At 53.3% G+C, this 16,893-nt stretch carries 16 protein-coding genes and 1 tRNA gene; 6 read left to right on the top strand and 11 right to left on the bottom strand.

All coding sequences use genetic code 11. From position 1 onward, the window contains the following. Positions 1–16 precede the first annotated feature (16 nt). From OO731_RS02730 to OO731_RS02740, 3 genes are read right to left on the bottom strand one after another with little or no spacing between them, the layout of a single operon-like run. On the bottom strand, positions 17–1,006 hold the full coding sequence (locus OO731_RS02730; protein ID WP_264890559.1) for an FKBP-type peptidyl-prolyl cis-trans isomerase: 990 nt from the start codon (positions 1,004–1,006) through the stop codon (positions 17–19). A gap of 37 nt (positions 1,007–1,043) precedes the next feature. Next, a complete protein-coding gene (locus OO731_RS02735) occupies positions 1,044–2,033 on the bottom strand; it encodes a tRNA (adenine-N1)-methyltransferase (protein WP_264890560.1) in 990 nt (329 codons plus the stop codon). A 10-nt stretch (positions 2,034–2,043) separates the two neighbouring features. Beyond that, positions 2,044–2,700, bottom strand: a complete 657-nt coding sequence (locus OO731_RS02740) for an HAD family phosphatase (protein WP_264890561.1) — start codon at positions 2,698–2,700, stop codon at positions 2,044–2,046. Positions 2,701–2,773: 73 nt separating this feature from the next. Between OO731_RS02740 and OO731_RS02745 the strand changes: the two genes are divergently transcribed. Then, positions 2,774–3,646, top strand: a complete 873-nt coding sequence (locus OO731_RS02745) for a PAC2 family protein (protein WP_264890562.1) — start codon at positions 2,774–2,776, stop codon at positions 3,644–3,646. A 17-nt stretch (positions 3,647–3,663) separates the two neighbouring features. Here OO731_RS02745 and OO731_RS02750 read toward each other — a convergent pair whose 3' ends face one another. Next, the gene (locus OO731_RS02750) at positions 3,664–4,506 is read right to left on the bottom strand and encodes an undecaprenyl-diphosphate phosphatase (RefSeq protein ID WP_264890563.1); all 843 of its coding nucleotides are present in this window, start codon (positions 4,504–4,506) and stop codon (positions 3,664–3,666) included. Further along, entirely contained in the window at positions 4,503–4,715 is a 213-nt protein-coding gene (locus OO731_RS02755) for a hypothetical protein (protein WP_264890564.1), read from the bottom strand. The genes OO731_RS02750 and OO731_RS02755 overlap by 4 nt, the downstream gene beginning before the upstream one ends. Positions 4,716–4,828: 113 nt before the next feature. On the opposite strand from OO731_RS02755, the gene OO731_RS02760 reads away from it, so the two are divergent. Beyond that, a tRNA-Leu gene (locus tag OO731_RS02760) sits at positions 4,829–4,911 on the top strand. Positions 4,912–4,952: 41 nt separating this feature from the next. Here the strand turns inward: OO731_RS02760 and OO731_RS02765 are convergent. Further along, positions 4,953–6,875: an alpha-amylase family protein gene (locus OO731_RS02765; RefSeq protein ID WP_264890565.1), complete on the bottom strand. Its 1,923-nt coding sequence runs from the start codon at positions 6,873–6,875 to the stop codon at positions 4,953–4,955. Positions 6,876–7,001: 126 nt separating this feature from the next. Here OO731_RS02765 and OO731_RS02770 point away from each other — a divergent pair, with 126 nt between their 5' ends. Together OO731_RS02770 and OO731_RS02775 are read left to right on the top strand one after the other, a co-directional pair. Next, on the top strand, positions 7,002–7,838 hold the full coding sequence (locus OO731_RS02770) for an NAD-dependent protein deacetylase (RefSeq protein ID WP_264890566.1): 837 nt from the start codon (positions 7,002–7,004) through the stop codon (positions 7,836–7,838). Next, positions 7,831–8,430 (top strand): histidine phosphatase family protein, encoded by a 600-nt coding sequence (locus OO731_RS02775; RefSeq protein ID WP_264890567.1) that lies wholly within the window; start codon positions 7,831–7,833, stop codon positions 8,428–8,430. The genes OO731_RS02770 and OO731_RS02775 overlap by 8 nt, the downstream gene beginning before the upstream one ends. Here the strand turns inward: OO731_RS02775 and OO731_RS02780 are convergent, their stop codons facing one another. The 3 genes from OO731_RS02780 to metH are packed head-to-tail and all read right to left on the bottom strand — an operon-like array spanning position 8,431 to position 13,930. After that, positions 8,431–9,498, bottom strand: a complete 1,068-nt coding sequence (locus tag OO731_RS02780; RefSeq protein ID WP_264890568.1) for a glycosyltransferase family 1 protein — start codon at positions 9,496–9,498, stop codon at positions 8,431–8,433. It abuts the gene before it with no gap. After that, the gene (locus OO731_RS02785) at positions 9,495–10,391 is read right to left on the bottom strand and encodes an alpha/beta hydrolase (protein ID WP_264890569.1); all 897 of its coding nucleotides are present in this window, start codon (positions 10,389–10,391) and stop codon (positions 9,495–9,497) included. Before OO731_RS02785 ends, OO731_RS02780 begins: the two co-directional genes overlap by 4 nt. A gap of 2 nt (positions 10,392–10,393) precedes the next feature. Next, entirely contained in the window at positions 10,394–13,930 is a 3,537-nt protein-coding gene (gene metH / locus OO731_RS02790) for a methionine synthase (protein WP_264890570.1), read from the bottom strand. A gap of 54 nt (positions 13,931–13,984) precedes the next feature. Here metH and OO731_RS02795 point away from each other — a divergent pair, with 54 nt between their 5' ends. After that, positions 13,985–14,902 (top strand): methylenetetrahydrofolate reductase, encoded by a 918-nt coding sequence (locus tag OO731_RS02795; protein WP_264890571.1) that lies wholly within the window; start codon positions 13,985–13,987, stop codon positions 14,900–14,902. A gap of 19 nt (positions 14,903–14,921) precedes the next feature. Beyond that, positions 14,922–15,653 (top strand): exonuclease domain-containing protein, encoded by a 732-nt coding sequence (locus OO731_RS02800; protein WP_264890572.1) that lies wholly within the window; start codon positions 14,922–14,924, stop codon positions 15,651–15,653. A 103-nt stretch (positions 15,654–15,756) separates the two neighbouring features. Here OO731_RS02800 and OO731_RS02805 read toward each other — a convergent pair whose 3' ends face one another. Next, entirely contained in the window at positions 15,757–16,008 is a 252-nt protein-coding gene (locus OO731_RS02805) for a type B 50S ribosomal protein L31 (protein ID WP_138275297.1), read from the bottom strand. A gap of 95 nt (positions 16,009–16,103) precedes the next feature. Beyond that, entirely contained in the window at positions 16,104–16,892 is a 789-nt protein-coding gene (locus OO731_RS02810; RefSeq protein ID WP_264890573.1) for an ABC transporter ATP-binding protein, read from the bottom strand. Between the last annotated feature and the right edge of the window lies 1 nt (position 16,893).

Here is a 16,893-nt window from a genome sequence, read left to right on the forward strand (position 1 = left end):
CTCCCCCGTTTGGAATTTAGTTAGCCGGTGAACTGGTAGCCAAGATATCAACCACAAAAATTAGGGTTGAGTTAGCTGGGATGCTTCCGGTCGCGGTGTCACCATAGCCGTCGGCAGGCGGAATGATCGCAATGATTTGCGATCCCACTGTCTGACCTTCAAGGGCCTTGATGAAGCCACTGATAAGTGAATCCTCACGAAGTTCGAATTGTGCTGGAGTTCCTGAGTCCCAGGTCGACTCAAACTTTTCTCCGCCCCAGACGAAACCGGTGTAGTGAATGGTCACCGCATCATTGAGCTTGACAGTGTCTCCAACGCCCTTCAGCAGCGTTGAAACCTTGAATTCTTTTGGAGCATCTCCGGTTGGCATGGTGATACCTGGCACGTGTTTTGCTGAACGGACTACAGCCGGGAAACCGGCCTCTGCAGGCTGTTCTGCGCCGGTTGCGTATGGCAGCGTAACTTCGAGCACGTCGAGAATGTAGACGATTGAGTCGGTTGGGCTAATTCCCAAGTCGCTCGCACCCTCGCCCTGGTGGGCAAATTTTGCTGGAAAGAGCACCGCAACGCGTGAGCCTGCTCGCACACCTGAAAGCGCGTGGCAGAAGTCTGGGTACTGGCCGCTAGCGATTGTCTGGGTAATAGCATCGGTGCCATCGAACTTGGTCGACTGGAATGCCTCTCCGGTGCCGCCGTTTAGGGCAACAAACTCGAGCTTTAGGCTCTCGTCTCCAGTGAATTTTGCGCCATCACCCTCGGTGATGATTTTGGTCTCGATCTTGTCCGAGGTTAGGGGTGTCGGGAATTCCACAGTTGGAACACTCCCAGCTGCGCCTGAAGTCTTGATCTGAGCCGCATTTTCGCCGGCCACGAAGGTGTCGCAGGTTTGCTCGACACCGGCAAAAAGTTCATCAACCGGGTTTGCTGACGCACATCCGGCGAGAGTAACGGTAAGTGAGGCAGCTGCGAAGACAGCAATAAATTTGCGCAAGGTTATTTCTTTCAAGTCGTTTGGCTTTAGTTTACTCAGCGGTGCTGTGAAATTACTGCTGGCTTTTCGCTTCAGCAGCAGCGTTAGCACTTCGGATGGTTTTACGCAGTTTCTTGTCTGAAACTTTGCGTTCACCCATGTGATCCGGGTTCCAAACAGCCAAGTCCTCATCGGCAAACTCAGGCTTGGCCTTCGTGGTTTTGAAGTCGGGAAGAACTGCGCCAGGTGCCAGGCGGCGGGCAGTAACCAGGAATCCTGTGTGCCCAATCATTCTGTGCTCCGGACGCACTGCCAAGCCCTGTAGGTGCCACCCGCGAACCATGGATTCCCAGGCCTCTGGCTCGGCAAACAACTGGCTCTTTTTCAGAGCCTCGGTAAATCGAGAAAGCTGAGTAACCGTCGCAACGTACCCGATGATGATTCCGCCCGGAGTCAGAGCATCTGCACATTCTTGAATGCATTCCCAAGGTGCCAACATGTCGAGCACAATTCGATCGACAGATCCAGGTTCGGTCTTTTTAGGTAGTTCGTCCTGAAGGTCACCCAGGTGAATGTTCCAGTTGTCTGGAACCAGGCCTAGATTGGTAGCCACGTTGGCACGGGCAATTTCGGCAAATTCAGAACGGCGCTCGAACGAATCGAGTGTTCCGTGATCACCAATAGCCCGCAGAAGATACATGCTCAGGCCACCAGAGCCGACGCCGGCTTCAATCACGCGGGCACCCGGATAGATGTCGCCCATCACGACAATCTGTGCCGAGTCCTTTGGGTAGATGATGTTGGCGCCTCGTGGCATAGACAAAACAAAGTCACTTAGAAGTGGGCGGAAGGCCAAGTATTCAACACCGGTTTGGTTGGCAATTACTGAACCTTCAGGCTTGCCGATGATGTCGTCGTGCATCAAATCACCTCGGTGGGTGCCATAGCGCGCACCCTCAACCAGAGTAATTGTGTTTAGTCGACCTTTTGGTCCGGTGAGCTGAACTCGATCACCGGCACGGAAAGGACCGGTAGGTAGGCCGGCATCGCTGAGTTTTGTCATGGTTTCCTATCTAAAAAAGATTACGAAGGTCATCGACGGTGACTCCCACCAAGGTCGGCCATATGATCCGACCCGGGATGTTTGGAATCTCGATGAAATTTGGTACGCCGATCGCCTTGGTTCCGGCCGCCTCGGCACTTCGAAGGCCGGTATTTGAATCTTCAATTGCAACGCAGTCGGTTGCATCCACCCCGAGCAGCTCCGCCGCACGCAGGTAAGGGTCTGGAAACGGCTTTCCCCTGGCAACGTCGTCGCCGCCAACGATTACATCGAAGGCCTTAAAAGGGATTTGATCCGCGACTTCCTGTGCCATGTGATGGAGTGACATGGTTACGAGGGCAGTCTTGATGCCAGCTTCGCGGAGTGCCAGCAGGAGCTCCTTTGCGCCCGGGCGCCAAGGCACCTCAACCGCCAACTGCTCCCTGACTCCATCGGTGAGTCGAGTAATAATTTCGTGCGGATGTAACGAGCTGTCAAGTTTCTCTTTGATTACTTGTGATGATTCATAAAGACTCATTCCAATTAGGTCAAAGCCATCCTGCTGGGACCATTCACGAGAGTGAGCAGCTGCGAGATCGCGTTCGCTTTTCATCCAGTAGTGCTCGGAATCAACCAGCGTGCCATCCATGTCCCAAAGGACTGCTGCAGGCAGCTGATTTTTCAACATAATGCTCCGATTTTACCCTTGCCCGCTTCGCTTAGAGTTTTACTTGAAACATCCAAAGGTTCAGGGGAACAAATTGACTCATCGTATTTTTGCCGGCCGCACGCTCGTTGTGGCTTTCGAAGGCTGGAATGATGCCGGGGAATCGGCCAGCAACGCGGCTAAGTTTTTGGCCAAGCAACTGAACTGCGATGTAGTTGGCGCTGTGGACCCTGAAGACTACTACGACTTTATTTTTACTCGGCCAAGCGTTGCCTACGATGCCTCGGGGAATCGAGTGATCAACTGGCCAGCAACCGAAATGTGTGCACCGGGAGTGGACGTTGTTTCAGAATCTCCAGAGTTGGGTCGCGTGCACCTACTGATTGGCACGGAGCCAAGTCGCCGTTGGCAGACTTTCACGGCAGAGGTCATGGAAATGATTGAGGATCGTGAAATTGATGCTGTCATTTTTCTAGGGGCCATGCTCGCAGATGTCCCTCATTCTCGACCTATTTCGGTCACTGCAACCAGCCAGAATGAGGCTGCACGCGCTGCATTTGATCTAGAACGGAGTCACTACGAGGGTCCAGTCGGAATTTTGAGCGTCCTCGGCGTCGCCCTTGAAAAGGCTTCTATTCCATCGATTGCCTTATGGGCATCAGTACCGCATTACGTGCACAACACTCCATCGCCGAAGGCAACCCTCGCTTTGCTTAGCGAACTCGAGAAGTACCTCGGCGTTCAATTTGAACACGGTGAGTTGGCGCAAGAGGCCTTCGATTGGGAACGTGGAATTGACGAAGCCGCTGAGGCAGATGAAGACATGGCGGGTTACATCGCTCAGCTCGAGAAAACCCGCGATGAGGTTGAGTCACCAGCTGCCTCAGGAGATGCCCTGGCGATGGAATTTGAGAAATTCTTGCGTGCCTCAGAAGAGAAGCCAGACGAGGACGATTCTGCCGTATAGCTCGGTAGGACGCTCGGCTATGCGCTGAGCACGCCCGTTGAGAGCAAAACCAGCAAAGTCGAACCGAGAGCCACTCGCCAGATTACGAATGGCAGGAATGAACCTCGGTTTAGGTACTTCAGGAGCACCACAATAACGCTGTAACCGACACCAAATGAGACCAGGGTTGCAACTGCTGTGGCTGCCAAGTCAGCCGTGGCTAGGTCCTGGTAGGTTTTGGCAAATTGGTAAAAACCGCTCGCTATTACCGCTGGAATAGCCAACAGAAAGCTGTATCGCGCCGCTGCCTGACGCGAATAACCCATCATCAAGCCCACCGAGATTGTTCCGCCAGATCGAGAAACACCAGGAATTACTGCCAAGGCTTGACCCATTCCAAACAAAAGCCCATCTCGGGTGGTCAGGCTATCGATGCCCTTTTTGCGCTTGCCGTAGCGGTCAGCTGCGCCAAGAAGTAGTCCAAACACAATCAGAGTCACCCCGATTACCCACAGGCTCCGAAGCTGGTTCTCAATGAGGTCCTGAAACACGAGGCCGATGACAACCACTGGCAGACTGCCCAAGATAATCAGCCAGCCCATTTTGGCGTCTTTAGCGGCTTCGATGGTTTGCGGGCGGCGTTTCGAAAATGACCCGAAAAAAGCTCGGATGATACGAACGATGTCGCGCCAGAAGTAAAGCAGCACGGCAAGCTCGGTGCCAAGCTGAATGGTTGCAATAAAAGCAGTCAGTTGGGGTTTGGACATGTCGCCAAGCCCCAGTGCTTGCTGAGCAATTTGCACGTGTGCGCTTGAGGAAATGGGTAAAAACTCGGTGAGACCCTGAATGATGCCGAGAATTACTGCATCAAATGGATTCACTCAGATTCGTCCTCGGCAAGGCCAATTGGCAAGTATTCCTCGAAGTTCTCGCTCAGAGATTCCTCGTAGTTGAGAAAGGCATCTTCAAGCTGGTAGTAGGCCTGCTCAACGGCAGGATCATCCTCGCCGCGTCGAGCCGACAGAGCCTCAAAATGCCGCTCTAATGAGGCGATGAACTGTTGCAGTGCTAGTCGAGAATCTTGAGCCATAACCCAAAACTACCGCTATTTTTCGCTTAGGGGTAGCACTAGCGGTCTATTTAGTCAGCCGGTTATCTGGTATTGTTGCTCAAGTTGTCAAAGCTCAAAACTGACAATCACCTGTCCGGGTGGCGGAATGGCAGACGCGCTAGCTTGAGGTGCTAGTCCTCTTATGAGGGTGGGGGTTCAAGTCCCCTCTTGGACACGAAAGCCCTGGTCCTCCACGACCAGGGCTTTTTCTTATGCTTAGGAAAGCCACAAGACTTGGTACGGCTCCAACTCCAAACCGTCGCCAAGGGCAAAACTTTGACCGGAAAGTCGGTCGGTCACCCAATCCGGCAGCGCCAAAATTTCGTCTCGCGATACCCATCGTCTGGTCTCAGTCAAGTTGTAAAGCTGAATCACGTTGCCGCTCGGGTGGATTCGTTCAAAAATAGCCACCCCGTGCCCCTGACCAGCTCTCACCTTGGTTGCAACGGCAGCGTGCAGAGAAGGAAGGTTCAATCTCGCTTGGATCAGGTTCTCCATTGCTTTTCGGACGCGAGTAGCTGGGGAACCCGGCTTTTTCCCTTGGGCGGCATCCTCGGCAACCTGCCAAGGCATGGCAGGCCGGTGAATCCAGCGGTTATCGTCTCGTTTGGTTTTATCCTTAACGAAATCATCGTCGTTGAATAAGGCAATCTCGTCGCCCATGTAAAGCAAAGGGATGCCGCCAAAACCAAACACCATTGCATAGGCGCAAATGTATCGTCTGATGGCAAGGTCAACTGCGGCTTTATCCTTGCGCTCTAGGGCACCCTGGATGCCGGTCAGCGCAGCTGCAGTTCCTGATGTTCGTCGTTCACCCGAGTGCTTTTCAATTTGAAAGTCCACTCCCCTGGCTTCTGAACCGTAAAACTTTCCGGTGTAATAATCCGCCAAGAACATTCGATGGTCATGTCCGTTGATTCCAACGCGATGCGCGTCACTGTCGTCAATTGCCCAGCCGATGTCATCGTGGCAACGCAGGTATACGCCCCAGGCGGTGCTGGCCGGCATAGCGCCGAAACGGGCCATAACGAGCTCTAGGAGCTTGGTATCCTTTGCTGCAATTGCTGACCAGATCTGAACCATAAGGCTGTTGTGGTAGGCCATGTCTGAAACTTTGCCGGCGTGCTTGCCTTCACCCAGATAGGCCCCAACTTGTGCCGGACCGACGATTGCCTCAGCCTTGTAAATCATCGACGGGGTCAAGATTTTTGAGAAAGCCCGCAGCGCCTGGGTAATTGCATGTACCTCTGGTTCGCCCTGGCAAATGGTGCCCATGCGTTTCCAGATGAAAGCAATTGCATCTAGTCGTATGCAGTCAACGCCGTGATTCGCAAGGTTCGCAATAATGTCCGCGAACTCACAAAATACTGCTGGATTGGCCCAATTCACATCCCATTGATAGGAGTTGAAGGTTGTCCAAACCCAAGCCTCCATCTCTGGATTCCAGGTGAAGTTTCCGGGCGCGAAATCTGGGAAAACCTCGGGCAGTGATTGCTCAAACTGGTCAGGAATTTCGCGGTCAGGATAGGCGTAGAAATAATCGCGGTATTTTTGGTCACCTTGCTTGGCCTTTTCAGCCCATTCGTGTTCCATCGCGACGTGGTTTAGCACTAGGTCCAATGTCAATGAAATTCCGGAGGTGTGCAACTGTTCGGCTACTGCGGCTAGTTCGGCCATCGTGCCCAAGTCCTTGCGCAGGGCACGGTAGTTCATAACCGCATAGCCACCATCGCTTTCACCGGGGCGTGGCTCGAGAATAGGCAGAAGGTGCAGGTACGAGACTCTTAGTTTCTTGAGGTAATCAACTCGGTTGGCCAAGCCCTTGAGGTCTTTGTCAAACAGGTCGGTGTAGCACACATACCCGATGGTGTCCGGGCGTTGAAACCAATCTGGGTTGAGCACTCGCTCGCGGTCGCGCTGTCTCAATGTCTCACTGCGCTTGCCATGCTGATCGACCATGATGTCAATTAGCGGCCCAATCACATCGGTCAACTCGTAGGTGGCTTGCAGGCCCTCGATTAGATCCCCACCCCAACGATCGAAACGATCCAATAAATCTGCGTCACCGCGTTGGCTCAGATCTAGTTTCTTAGCCAGCGCCGCTCTTGCGCGATCGAATTCGGTAACCTTTGGTGCCATTGCCACTCCTTTGTGTGTCCCAAAATTCTAGGTCCGTTTACACACAGATATTGGTCACTTTTGAGAACCGTTGTCATCCCGTGATTCAATTCCGCACGAGGCTTCAGCAAAGTTAGACTTGCTGTGATGTCAGAGAGAGAATCGCTAGGCGCGGCTGTTAGCTACAGCATCGACTTTGCGCGCGATCGCATTCAGGGCAAGCGTTTGGCGGTGCTCACCGGAGCGGGAATTAGTACCGATTCCGGAATTCCTGACTATAGAGGTGCCGGACGCGTTGCCAAGCACCCAATGACCTACGACGTTTTTGTTGGGTCTAAAGATGCTCAAATCCGGTATTGGTCGCGAAGCTACATCGGTTGGGATCGTATAGCCAATGCCAATCCAAATCAGGGTCATTTTGCCTTGGCCCATGCAGAAAATTTGGGTCGTGTCGCACAGGTCATCACTCAAAATGTTGATGGTCTGCACCAGCGGGCCGGCTCTAAGCGGGTCATTGACCTTCATGGCCGCCTGGATCGGGTCACCTGCCTAAACTGTTCTCAAGAAATGCACCGTTCCGAGATGGATGCTTTGTTGCGTGAACTTAATCCGGGCATTAAAAAGGACGAATCCTTTGAATTTACGCCGGATGGCGATGCCGAAGTGGACCTGGCAGACGGATTTCAAATACCAAGTTGTGACAACTGCGGTGGGATTCTAAAACCGGACGTTGTTTTTTTCGGTGAATCGGTGCCGTCGGACCGAGTTGAGCACGCTATGACCACCCTGGACCAAGCTGAGGCACTGCTCGTTGCCGGAACCTCCCTATCGGTCAATTCGGGACTTCGTTTTGCTCGCCGAGCTGCAAAAGCCAAAAAACCCATCATCATTGTCAACCTTGGTGTGACCAAGGGTGATGAGTTGGCATCCGTAAAGATTGAGGCAAACACCTCACTCGTCCTAGAGAGACTCCTAATTGACTGAGACTGTAATCGGATTACTTCGCCACGGCCAAACCGATTGGAACATCGACTTCCGCTTGCAGGGAGTGACTGATGTGCCCCTAAACGAGACCGGGATGCGACAGGCTCGGCTTGCTGCAACCGCGATTCGTTCTGAAGACTGGGATTTTGTCCTGACCTCGCCGCTGTCCCGCGCCAAAGAAACAGCTCGCATCGTTGTTGAGCTTTCCGGCCTCCCAGAACCTCAAATCGAGAATTTGCTGCTTGAGCGCTCTTTTGGCGAGGCCGAGGGTTTGAGGCATGAAGAATGGCGAGCGAATTATCCAGACACCAACAATGTTCCTGGTGCCGAAACTTTGGAAACACTCGAGGATCGAGCCTGGCGTTTATTGGACCATTTGGCAGCGAATTACGCGGGGCGCCGTGTGTTGACCGTCTCGCACGGTGCCTTGATTCGCAAACTGCTTGGAATGGTTAGCCAGGGTGAGTTCCCGCGCGATGGCGAAAGGCTTTCAAATGCCTCAATGAGTATTTTTACTCACGGGCCAGATGGCTGGAGGATCACCGAGTACTCTCCCGGCGAATTGGTGCCATTAGACACAACGGTTATTTAACTAGAGCTTTTCTACCATTTTGAGCAGGGCGTCAGCAGATGATTCCCAGCTGAAGTTTTTAGCCCGTTCTAAGGCAGCAAGTGACGCAGCCTTCCAACTTGCAGGGTTATCTAGATTCCTGACCTGATTGGCAAAGTCCTCTGGCGATTCAAAGTTGAAGTAGCTGGCCGCCGATTCTCCGATTTCGCGGAAAATTTCAATATCTGAGACGATGATCGGCGTTCCGCGATTCATCGATTCCACCAATGGAATCCCGAAACCCTCATCTTTAGAGGCTGAAACAAGGGCGAAGGAAGTGTCAATTTCATCGATGTACTCCATCTCAGAAACGCCATTTCGAAATTTCACATTTCCGATAGCGTCCAGCAATTCAAGATCTACCCTTCGTTCTGGGGCTACTCGGCTCAGCAAAACAAGTTCGAAATCCGGAAGCAGGGCCATTCCCCGAATCAGGGTCTCGACGTTTTTGTACTCCATAAAGCTGCCCATGTAAACAAGTTTTTTACTGGGTGCGCTGTTGCGTTCTATCCTTTGCTTTTCAGCTGTTTCAGCCGCGTTGTAAACCACAGAAACCGGACGCTTAGTCAGGTGGTGCTTGCTGATTAGGTCTTTTGTGGTCTGAGAAACCGTTGCCACCGCGTCTGCGCGATTAAGTAGCATGCGCTGGGGCCAATAGACCAGGTGGAAAACTCGCCAAAGGGCCCTGATGCCTAAGTTGAAGCTCGGTGGCGGGGTTGGGTGGCGATAGTAAATCAAGTCGTGCAGCGTCAGGATTAGCTTGTATTTACGGCCCATGGTTCCCATGGTCTGCATCGGTGAAAATACGACCTCTGCACCAAGCTTGTTTACCTGACGGGCAACTAGAGGTTCCAAAGCTGAGGTTGGCGCACCGATGATTTCGTAACGACATGGCGGGAGTTTCTCAAGCTGCGCTGGGTCTGAAATCAGCGCCACAACGTCAGTTTTTCGGTTTAGTGCCTCAAAAAGCCCTGCTGAAAAGCGGCTAATTCCATCGTGGTGATCTACTCGGATGTACCTGGCGTCAAAGAAAATCGCGCTGGGTTTCATGAGTGCTTCTTTACAAAGCTTCGAATGTCAGCGGCCACCAATTCTGGAACCTCGTAGTGGGTAAGGTGCCCCACCCCTCGATGTTCTACTAATTCGTGCTCTGCCCCTATTTTCAGGGCCATCTCTCGTTGCTGCTTCGGTGATGTGATGTCATCTCGGCTGCCGATTATCAACAGGGTTGGCACTTTGAAGTCGGCCGCGTAATCAGAAACGTTGTTTGAAATAGATGCGGTGTAGCCTTCGATGGCCACTCGCCTGCTGGCGAAGTCATTGAAGTTTGCGTCGTGCTGCTCGTGCACCCAGGCCCGCAGTTGACGGTTCCAGCTCTTCGTCATCAGAATGCTCATGCCTCGGACCATTGGCCAGCTCTTCAGGATCCAAAGCCCCTGCTTCAGTGGCAACCGGCCGGCTAAAGTGAAGAAGCTCTGGGCTACCTTGGTTAGTGGCGCGTTTGGCCCCTTCAAAGCCGGAGCAGAGACCGGGTTCTCCAATACCAGCAGTGAAATTGCGTCTGATTTTGCTGCAAATGCCGAGCAAATAATGCTTCCAAAACTATGACCCAAAAGGATGGGTTTCTCATCGAGGTTTAGCGCCGCGATGAAAGCCTCGAGCCAATTTGAGTAAGCTTCGATGCTGTGCGCGCCGGCAAATTCTGTGCTCTGACCAAATCCGGGTAAGTCTGGAATTACCACGTTGAAGTCTGGCAGTGCGCCGGCAATAGCCTCTAGACCGTGATGATTTCCGCGATATCCGTGTACGAACACAATTGTTTTAGCGTCCGCTCTGTCTGCCGGGTAGGTCCAAAACCGGGTAACCGTGTCCAGAACTTCAGTGCTAGACGCGTTGGATCTGGATAGAGCAGCCTTGGCTAGCGACGCAGATTTCAGGCTCATGACTAAACCGAGAAGTACTTAGCCTCTGGATGGTGAAGTACCATCGCGTCGGTTGACTGCTCAGGGTGCAACTGCAGTTCCTCTGAGAGCGTGACGCCGATGGCCTCTGGCTTTAGCAGTTCGACCAATTTCACTCGATCCTCAAGCTCTGGACAGGCCGGGTAGCCAAACGAGTATCGAGCACCGCGATACTCGAGGCGGAAGTTGCCTTCGACCTCGGCAGGGTCCTCGGCGCTGAATCCAAGTTCCTCACGAACGCGTGCGTGCCAGAATTCGGCAAGAGCCTCGGTCAATTGCACCGAAAGTCCGTGCAATTCCAGGTAGTTTCGGTAATCGTTCGCTGCATACAGCTCATTTGCAGCCTCTGAAACTCGGTTTCCCATTGTCACAAGCTGGAAAGGAACGACATCGATCTTTCCGCTCTCCTTTGAAGCGATGTAGTCGCTCAGGCAGAGGTGGCGATCACGCGCCTGTCGAGGGAAAGTAAATCGGAGGCGCTCGGTGCCAGGGATTCCACCCGATCCACCGTCGGTAGCGCCTTCAGGACCGTGGTGCAGGATAACTAGGTCATCACCGTCAGATACTGCTGGGAAGTAACCGTATACGACGGCTGCTTCTAGCAGGCTTTCAGTTTGAATTTTTTCCAACCAAGCCCTCAGGCGTGGGCGTCCCTCAGTTTCAACTAATTCCTCGTAGCTCGCGCCATCTTCGGCACGCGAAGGCTTTAGCCCCCACTGGCCCATAAATGTTGCGCGCTCGTCCAAGAATGATGCGTAGTCGCGAAGCGGAACACCCTTGATGATTCGGGTTCCCCAGAATGGAGGGCTCGGAATTTCGTTGTCCGATGAGACATCTGATCGGTCCGGCATCATGTCCGGCACGGTTCGCACCAAAAGGTTCTTCGGCTGAACGACTCGCTTCTTAAGTTCTGGCAACTTGGCATCGGTGTCACCGCGCTTGATCTTGATGATGGTGTCCATCAATCGAAGTCCCTCGAAGGCATCACGGGCGTAACGTACTTCACCGTCAAAAATCTCGGCAAGGTCCTGTTCCACAAAGCTTCGGGTCAGAGCGGCACCACCGAGAATAACTGGCCAGCGCTCAGCTACTCCGCGAAGGTTCATTTCCTCGAGGTTTTCGCGCATGATCTGGGTGGACTTCACCAACAGTCCACTCATGCCAATCACGTCAACATCGTGCTCTTCTGCCGCACGCAAAATCTCATTGATTGGTTGCTTGATTCCGATGTTTACCGTCTCAAAACCGTTATTACTCAGGATGATATCGACCAAGTTCTTGCCGATATCGTGAACGTCACCGCGAACGGTTGCCAGCAGAATGCGGCCCTTGCCAGCGTCTTCAGTTTTTTCGATGAACGGCTCAAGGTGGGCAACTGCGGTCTTCATAACCTCAGCTGACTGTAGAACGAATGGCAACTGCATCTCGCCCTTGCCGAAAAGTTCACCTACAACCTGCATGCCCTTGAGAAGGTGGTCGTTGATGATTCCCAGCGCGGTCATACCGCTGGCTAGAGCTTCATCCAGGTCTGGTTCTAGACCCTTCTTTTCACCATCGATGATTCGACGCTCAAGTCTTTGGTCAAGTGGCATCGCGGCTAGTTCTTCGGCACGCGACTGACGGTTGGCAGCTGAATCAACACCGCTAAAGACGTCAAGGAACCGAGTCAATGGATCGAATGTGATGTTGCCATCGGCATCGTAGGTTCGTCGGTCGTAAATCAAGTCGAGAGCCGCTTCGAGCTGTTCGGCTGGGATTTGACTCAACGGCATGATGCGAGCAGCGTGGACGATAGCCGAGGTTAGGCCAACCTTCACACACTCTTGAAGGAACACGGAATTCAACACATGTCTTGCTGCTGGGCTCAATCCAAATGAGATGTTTGAGATGCCAAGGGTGCTCTGAACGCCAGGGAACGCCTCGTGCAAGCGTCGGATAGCCTCGATGGTTTCAATTCCATCGCGGCGAGTTTCATCCTGACCCGTTGCAATTGGGAAAGTCAGGGTGTCGACAGTGATGTCCACCAAACGCATACCCCAGTTGGTGGTCAAATCCTCAATCAGGCGCTTGGCAATGGCAAACTTTGTGTCGGCTGTTCTAGCCTGACCCTCTTCGTCAATGGTTAGCGCAACGACAGCTGCGCCGTGCTCGCGAACCATTGGCATAATTCGCGCGAAACGAGAAGTGGGCCCGTCTCCGTCTTCATAGTTGACCGAGTTGATCATCGCTCGGCCACCCATGCACTCGAGGCCGGCCTCCAGCACTGCCGGTTCGGTGGAATCTAGGACCAGCGGAAGGGTCGTAGAAGTAGCCAAACGGCTGACCAATTCTCGTGCGTCCTTGGCGCCGTCGCGCCCAACGTAGTCAACACAGACGTCAAGGAGGTGCGCACCCTCACGGGTTTGAGATCTCGCGATCTCAAGGCATTCATCCCAGTTCTCGGCAAGCATTGCTTCGCGGAATGCCTTCGAACCATTGGCGTTGGTTCGCTCACCAATCGAAAGATAGGTCATGGTCTGGTCAAAAGGCTGGTGCTGGTAGAGGCTAGCCAATCCAGGTTCGTCAATAAGTTGAGGTCGGCTCGGAACCTTGCCGGCGACGGCAGCTGCAACTTCGGCGATGTGTGCTGGCGTAGTGCCGCAGCATCCACCAACCAAACCGGCGCCGTAGTCGTTCACAAACTGCAACTGTGCGGTGGCAAGCTCGCTTGGAGTAAGAGGGTAATGAGCGCCGTGAGGGCCCAAGATCGGAAGTCCAGCGTTAGGCATAACGACTACCGGCAGGTCGGAGAACTTAGCTAGGTACCTGAGGTGCTCGCTCATTTCGGTTGGGCCGGTTGCACAGTTAAGGCCGATCGCATCGATACCCAAGGCGCTCAATGCGGTCAAAGCGGCACCGATTTCGGAGCCGAGCAACATGGTTCCAGTGGTCTCGATGGTTACTGAAACCAGAATTGGAATTTGGACATTGAGTTCTGCCATGGCGCGCTTTGAGCCAATGACTGCGCTCTTGGCCTGCAGAAGGTCCTGGGCAGTTTCAATCAGAATTGCGTCTGCACCGCCGCGAATTAGTCCTCTGGCACTGAGCTGGTAAGCATCTCGTAGAACTGCAAATCTTTCGTGACCGAGGCTAGGCAATTTGGTACCCGGTCCCATAGAGCCCAGAACCCAACGAGGCTTTTCATCGGTACTGAAGTCGTCGGCTACTTGGCGGGCAACCTCTGCTCCCGCGAAAGCCAGCTCTTCGATTCGGTCTTGGATGTCGTATTCGGCCAAGTTGGCAAAATTGGCACCGAAAGTGTTGGTCTCAATTGCCTCTGCGCCAGCCTTTAGGTACTGAGAATGAATGCCAGAAATGATGTCTGGTCGGGTGACATTGAGAATTTCGTTGCAACCCTCATAACCCTGGAACTCATCCAGCGTTGGGTTGGCCTCCTGAATCATGGTTCCCATGGCGCCGTCAGCAACGACAACGCGGGATCGGACAGCATTGATTAGGGCTTCTGAGCGGGGAGCAAACATAGGTTTCAAGTCTAACTGAGGCAGGTTGATGTGGCTGTGGAATATACTTATTGAATGCCTGAATTCCCTCTGCTTCGAAAGACCGAGCTCGACCTATCTTCTTTTACGAAGATCACCGAGGTAATGCAGGCGCGTTCTGTTATTGGTGAACCAACTTTGTCCTTCGAATTCTTCCCACCAAAAGACGATGCCGGTGAAGAACGACTTTGGGACGCATTCGAAAAACTTCTAGAGGTCAAGCCAGACTATGTGTCTGTAACCTACGGTGCCGGCGGGTCCAGCCAGGATAGATCTCTCTCTGTAGTGCAGCGCATGGCCAAAAGCGTGCCGACAATTGGCCACCTGACCTGCGTTGGTGCGACAACTCAGAGCACCATCGACATCATTCGACAGTTTGAAGCTGCAAATGTAGCCGCAATTCTTGCCTTGCGCGGAGACGCACCGAAAGACGACCCAGACGCTCTGGGTAAAGGACAGCTCAAGACAGCCCTTGAGCTTATTGAAGTTGCAAATCAAAACTCTCACCTCGAAATCGGTGTCGCAGCGTTTCCTGAAGTCCACCCGGAGTCACCGGATATGGCCCATGACTCGATGGTGCTAGCCCTAAAGCAGGCTGCGGGTGCAAAGTTTGCGGTGACCCAGCTGTTCTTCAGCGTCAAGGCTTACACCGATCTGGTTAGCAGTGCTGCAGAAGCGGGTGTAACCATTCCGATTGTTCCTGGAGTTATGCCAATCGCAAATGCCAAGCAGGTTATTCGCATGGCGGCGATGAGTGGCGCAGCGATGCCGGCCGAACTCCTCGAAGGTCTAGAGGGGCTGGATGACGAGGCGGCGAGCAAGCTCGGCATGGAATTCTCGAAGCAGCTATCGGTTGACCTGATCGCCGCAGGAGCGCCCGGACTCCACATCTTTAGCCTGAACCAGCACGCAGCTGCCATTGAACTGGCGCGTGGTGCGGGTCTTTGTCACTAGCCACCTTTAGTCTGAAGACGTGACCGACCAACAACTTTCGTTTGACTTCTCCCCTGACCTGCCTGATTGGGCTAGGCAAATTGCCGTTTTCGATCTTGAAACCACAGGTCTAGATCTAACCGATGCCCGAATTGTCACCGCCTGTGCGGTTGAGCTTGACGAGCATGGTTCTGTGGTTGGGCAAAACGTCGAATGGCTGGCCGATCCAGGCATCGAGATTCCTACACCTGCCAGCGACGTTCACGGTGTCACCACCGAAATGGCCAGACGAGACGGCAGGGAGGCCAGTGAGGTGGTTTCCGAAATCCTGGCCACCCTCAAGGGTTTTTTCGCTAGAGGGCTCCCAGTAGTTGCCTATAACGCACCATACGACTTTACGATTTTGCATTACGAGGCCATTCGGCACGGCCTAGAACCTTTGAAAATCGGTTCAATTATTGATCCCCTGGTCATTGACCGGTTCAAGGACAAATATCGCAAAGGAAAGCGCCGCTTGGAGAACGCTGCCGAGTTCTACCAAGTTGAACTCGCCGATGCCCACAACGCTACGGCCGACGCAATCGCAGCCGGACGTGTGGCCCAGGCTATCGCTAAGCGGTGGGCCGATGAACTGCCAGCCTCACTCCCAGATCTTCATGCCGCGCAAATTCAATGGAGTGATTTCCTCGACAGCGACTTTGAAAATTACATGCGCCGGAGTGTCAACCCTGACTTTAGTGTCAAGCGTGGCTGGCCACTAAAGCTGAATTAGGTGTTGTCATAAACCACCCTTAAGAACAAAAGGCCCCGCCGAAGCGGGGCCTTTTTAGGTCTCAACCTAGAAGCTGTGTGGACAGCTTCTGTTCTCGCGGAGCTTACGCTCCGAAGTTCTTGTAACGTGCGTTGAAGCGCTCTACGCGACCTGCAGCATCCATGATGCGCTGCTTTCCGGTGTAGAACGGGTGTGACTCTGATGAAATTTCAACGTCGAAAACTGGGTAGGTGTTGCCGTCTTCCCACTCAATGGTCTTGCTGCTGCTAAGTGTTGAGCGAGTAAGGAACGCTACACCCGATGCCAAGTCGCGGAATACGACTGCTTCGTACTTTGGGTGAATGTCTGCCTTCATGGGAAAACTCCGTAATAATCGAAAACTTTGGGGTTTGTGCCACAGGGCACTAAGGGACAAGCATACCAGAATTGGGCTAGCTTGAACACCTAATTCTAGTATTTATGTGCGCGGACCCGGAACCGACCATCTTCGTAATCGACCTTGAGGCCAAAACCAAAGACTTCTGAGATCTTCTCTGATGTCAGGGTGTTGTGAATGTCCCCGGCAGCGAAGATTTCTCCGTTGCGAATCAACAGGGCGTGAGTGAATCCTTCAGGAATCTCTTCAAGATGGTGGGTAACCATGACCATCGCCGGCGCCATCGGGTGCGAGGCATACTCGCCGATGATGTTGATCGTCTGCTCCCTAGCGGCCAGGTCAAGGCTTGCTACCGGTTCATCAAGCAACAGCACTTCTGGATCAGGCATAACGGCGCGAGCAATTTGGGTTCGCTTCCGTTCTCCGTCGCTCAGGGTGCCAAACGCGCGGTCTGCAAAGTCTGAAAGTTGCCACTCGGAAAGGACTCGCCGGGCGCGTCGTTCATCGATGTCCTCGTACTTTTCGTTCCAGCGTCCGGTTACACCGTAGCTAGCGGTCATAACCGCGTTGAGCACCGATTCTGAGTTTGGGATGTGGGCCGCGAGTGCACTCGAGGCAAAGCCGATCCTGGTCCGGAGTTCAAAGACATTGATCTCCCCCATTCGCTCACCAAGTATGGTGGCTTGGCCGTGCGTTGGGTGAATCTGGGCTGCAGCAACGCGCAACAAGGTGGTCTTACCAGCGCCATTAGGTCCAACTATTACCCAACGCTGACTTGGCTCAACTTGCCAGTCAACATTGTTGAGGATGTTTCGACCCTCGCGGACTACGGTGACGTTGTTTACATCTATGACGCGTGACATG

Origin of the sequence: Rhodoluna sp. KAS3, from assembly GCF_026000575.1 — a bacterium.
GTDB lineage: Bacteria > Actinomycetota > Actinomycetes > Actinomycetales > Microbacteriaceae > Rhodoluna.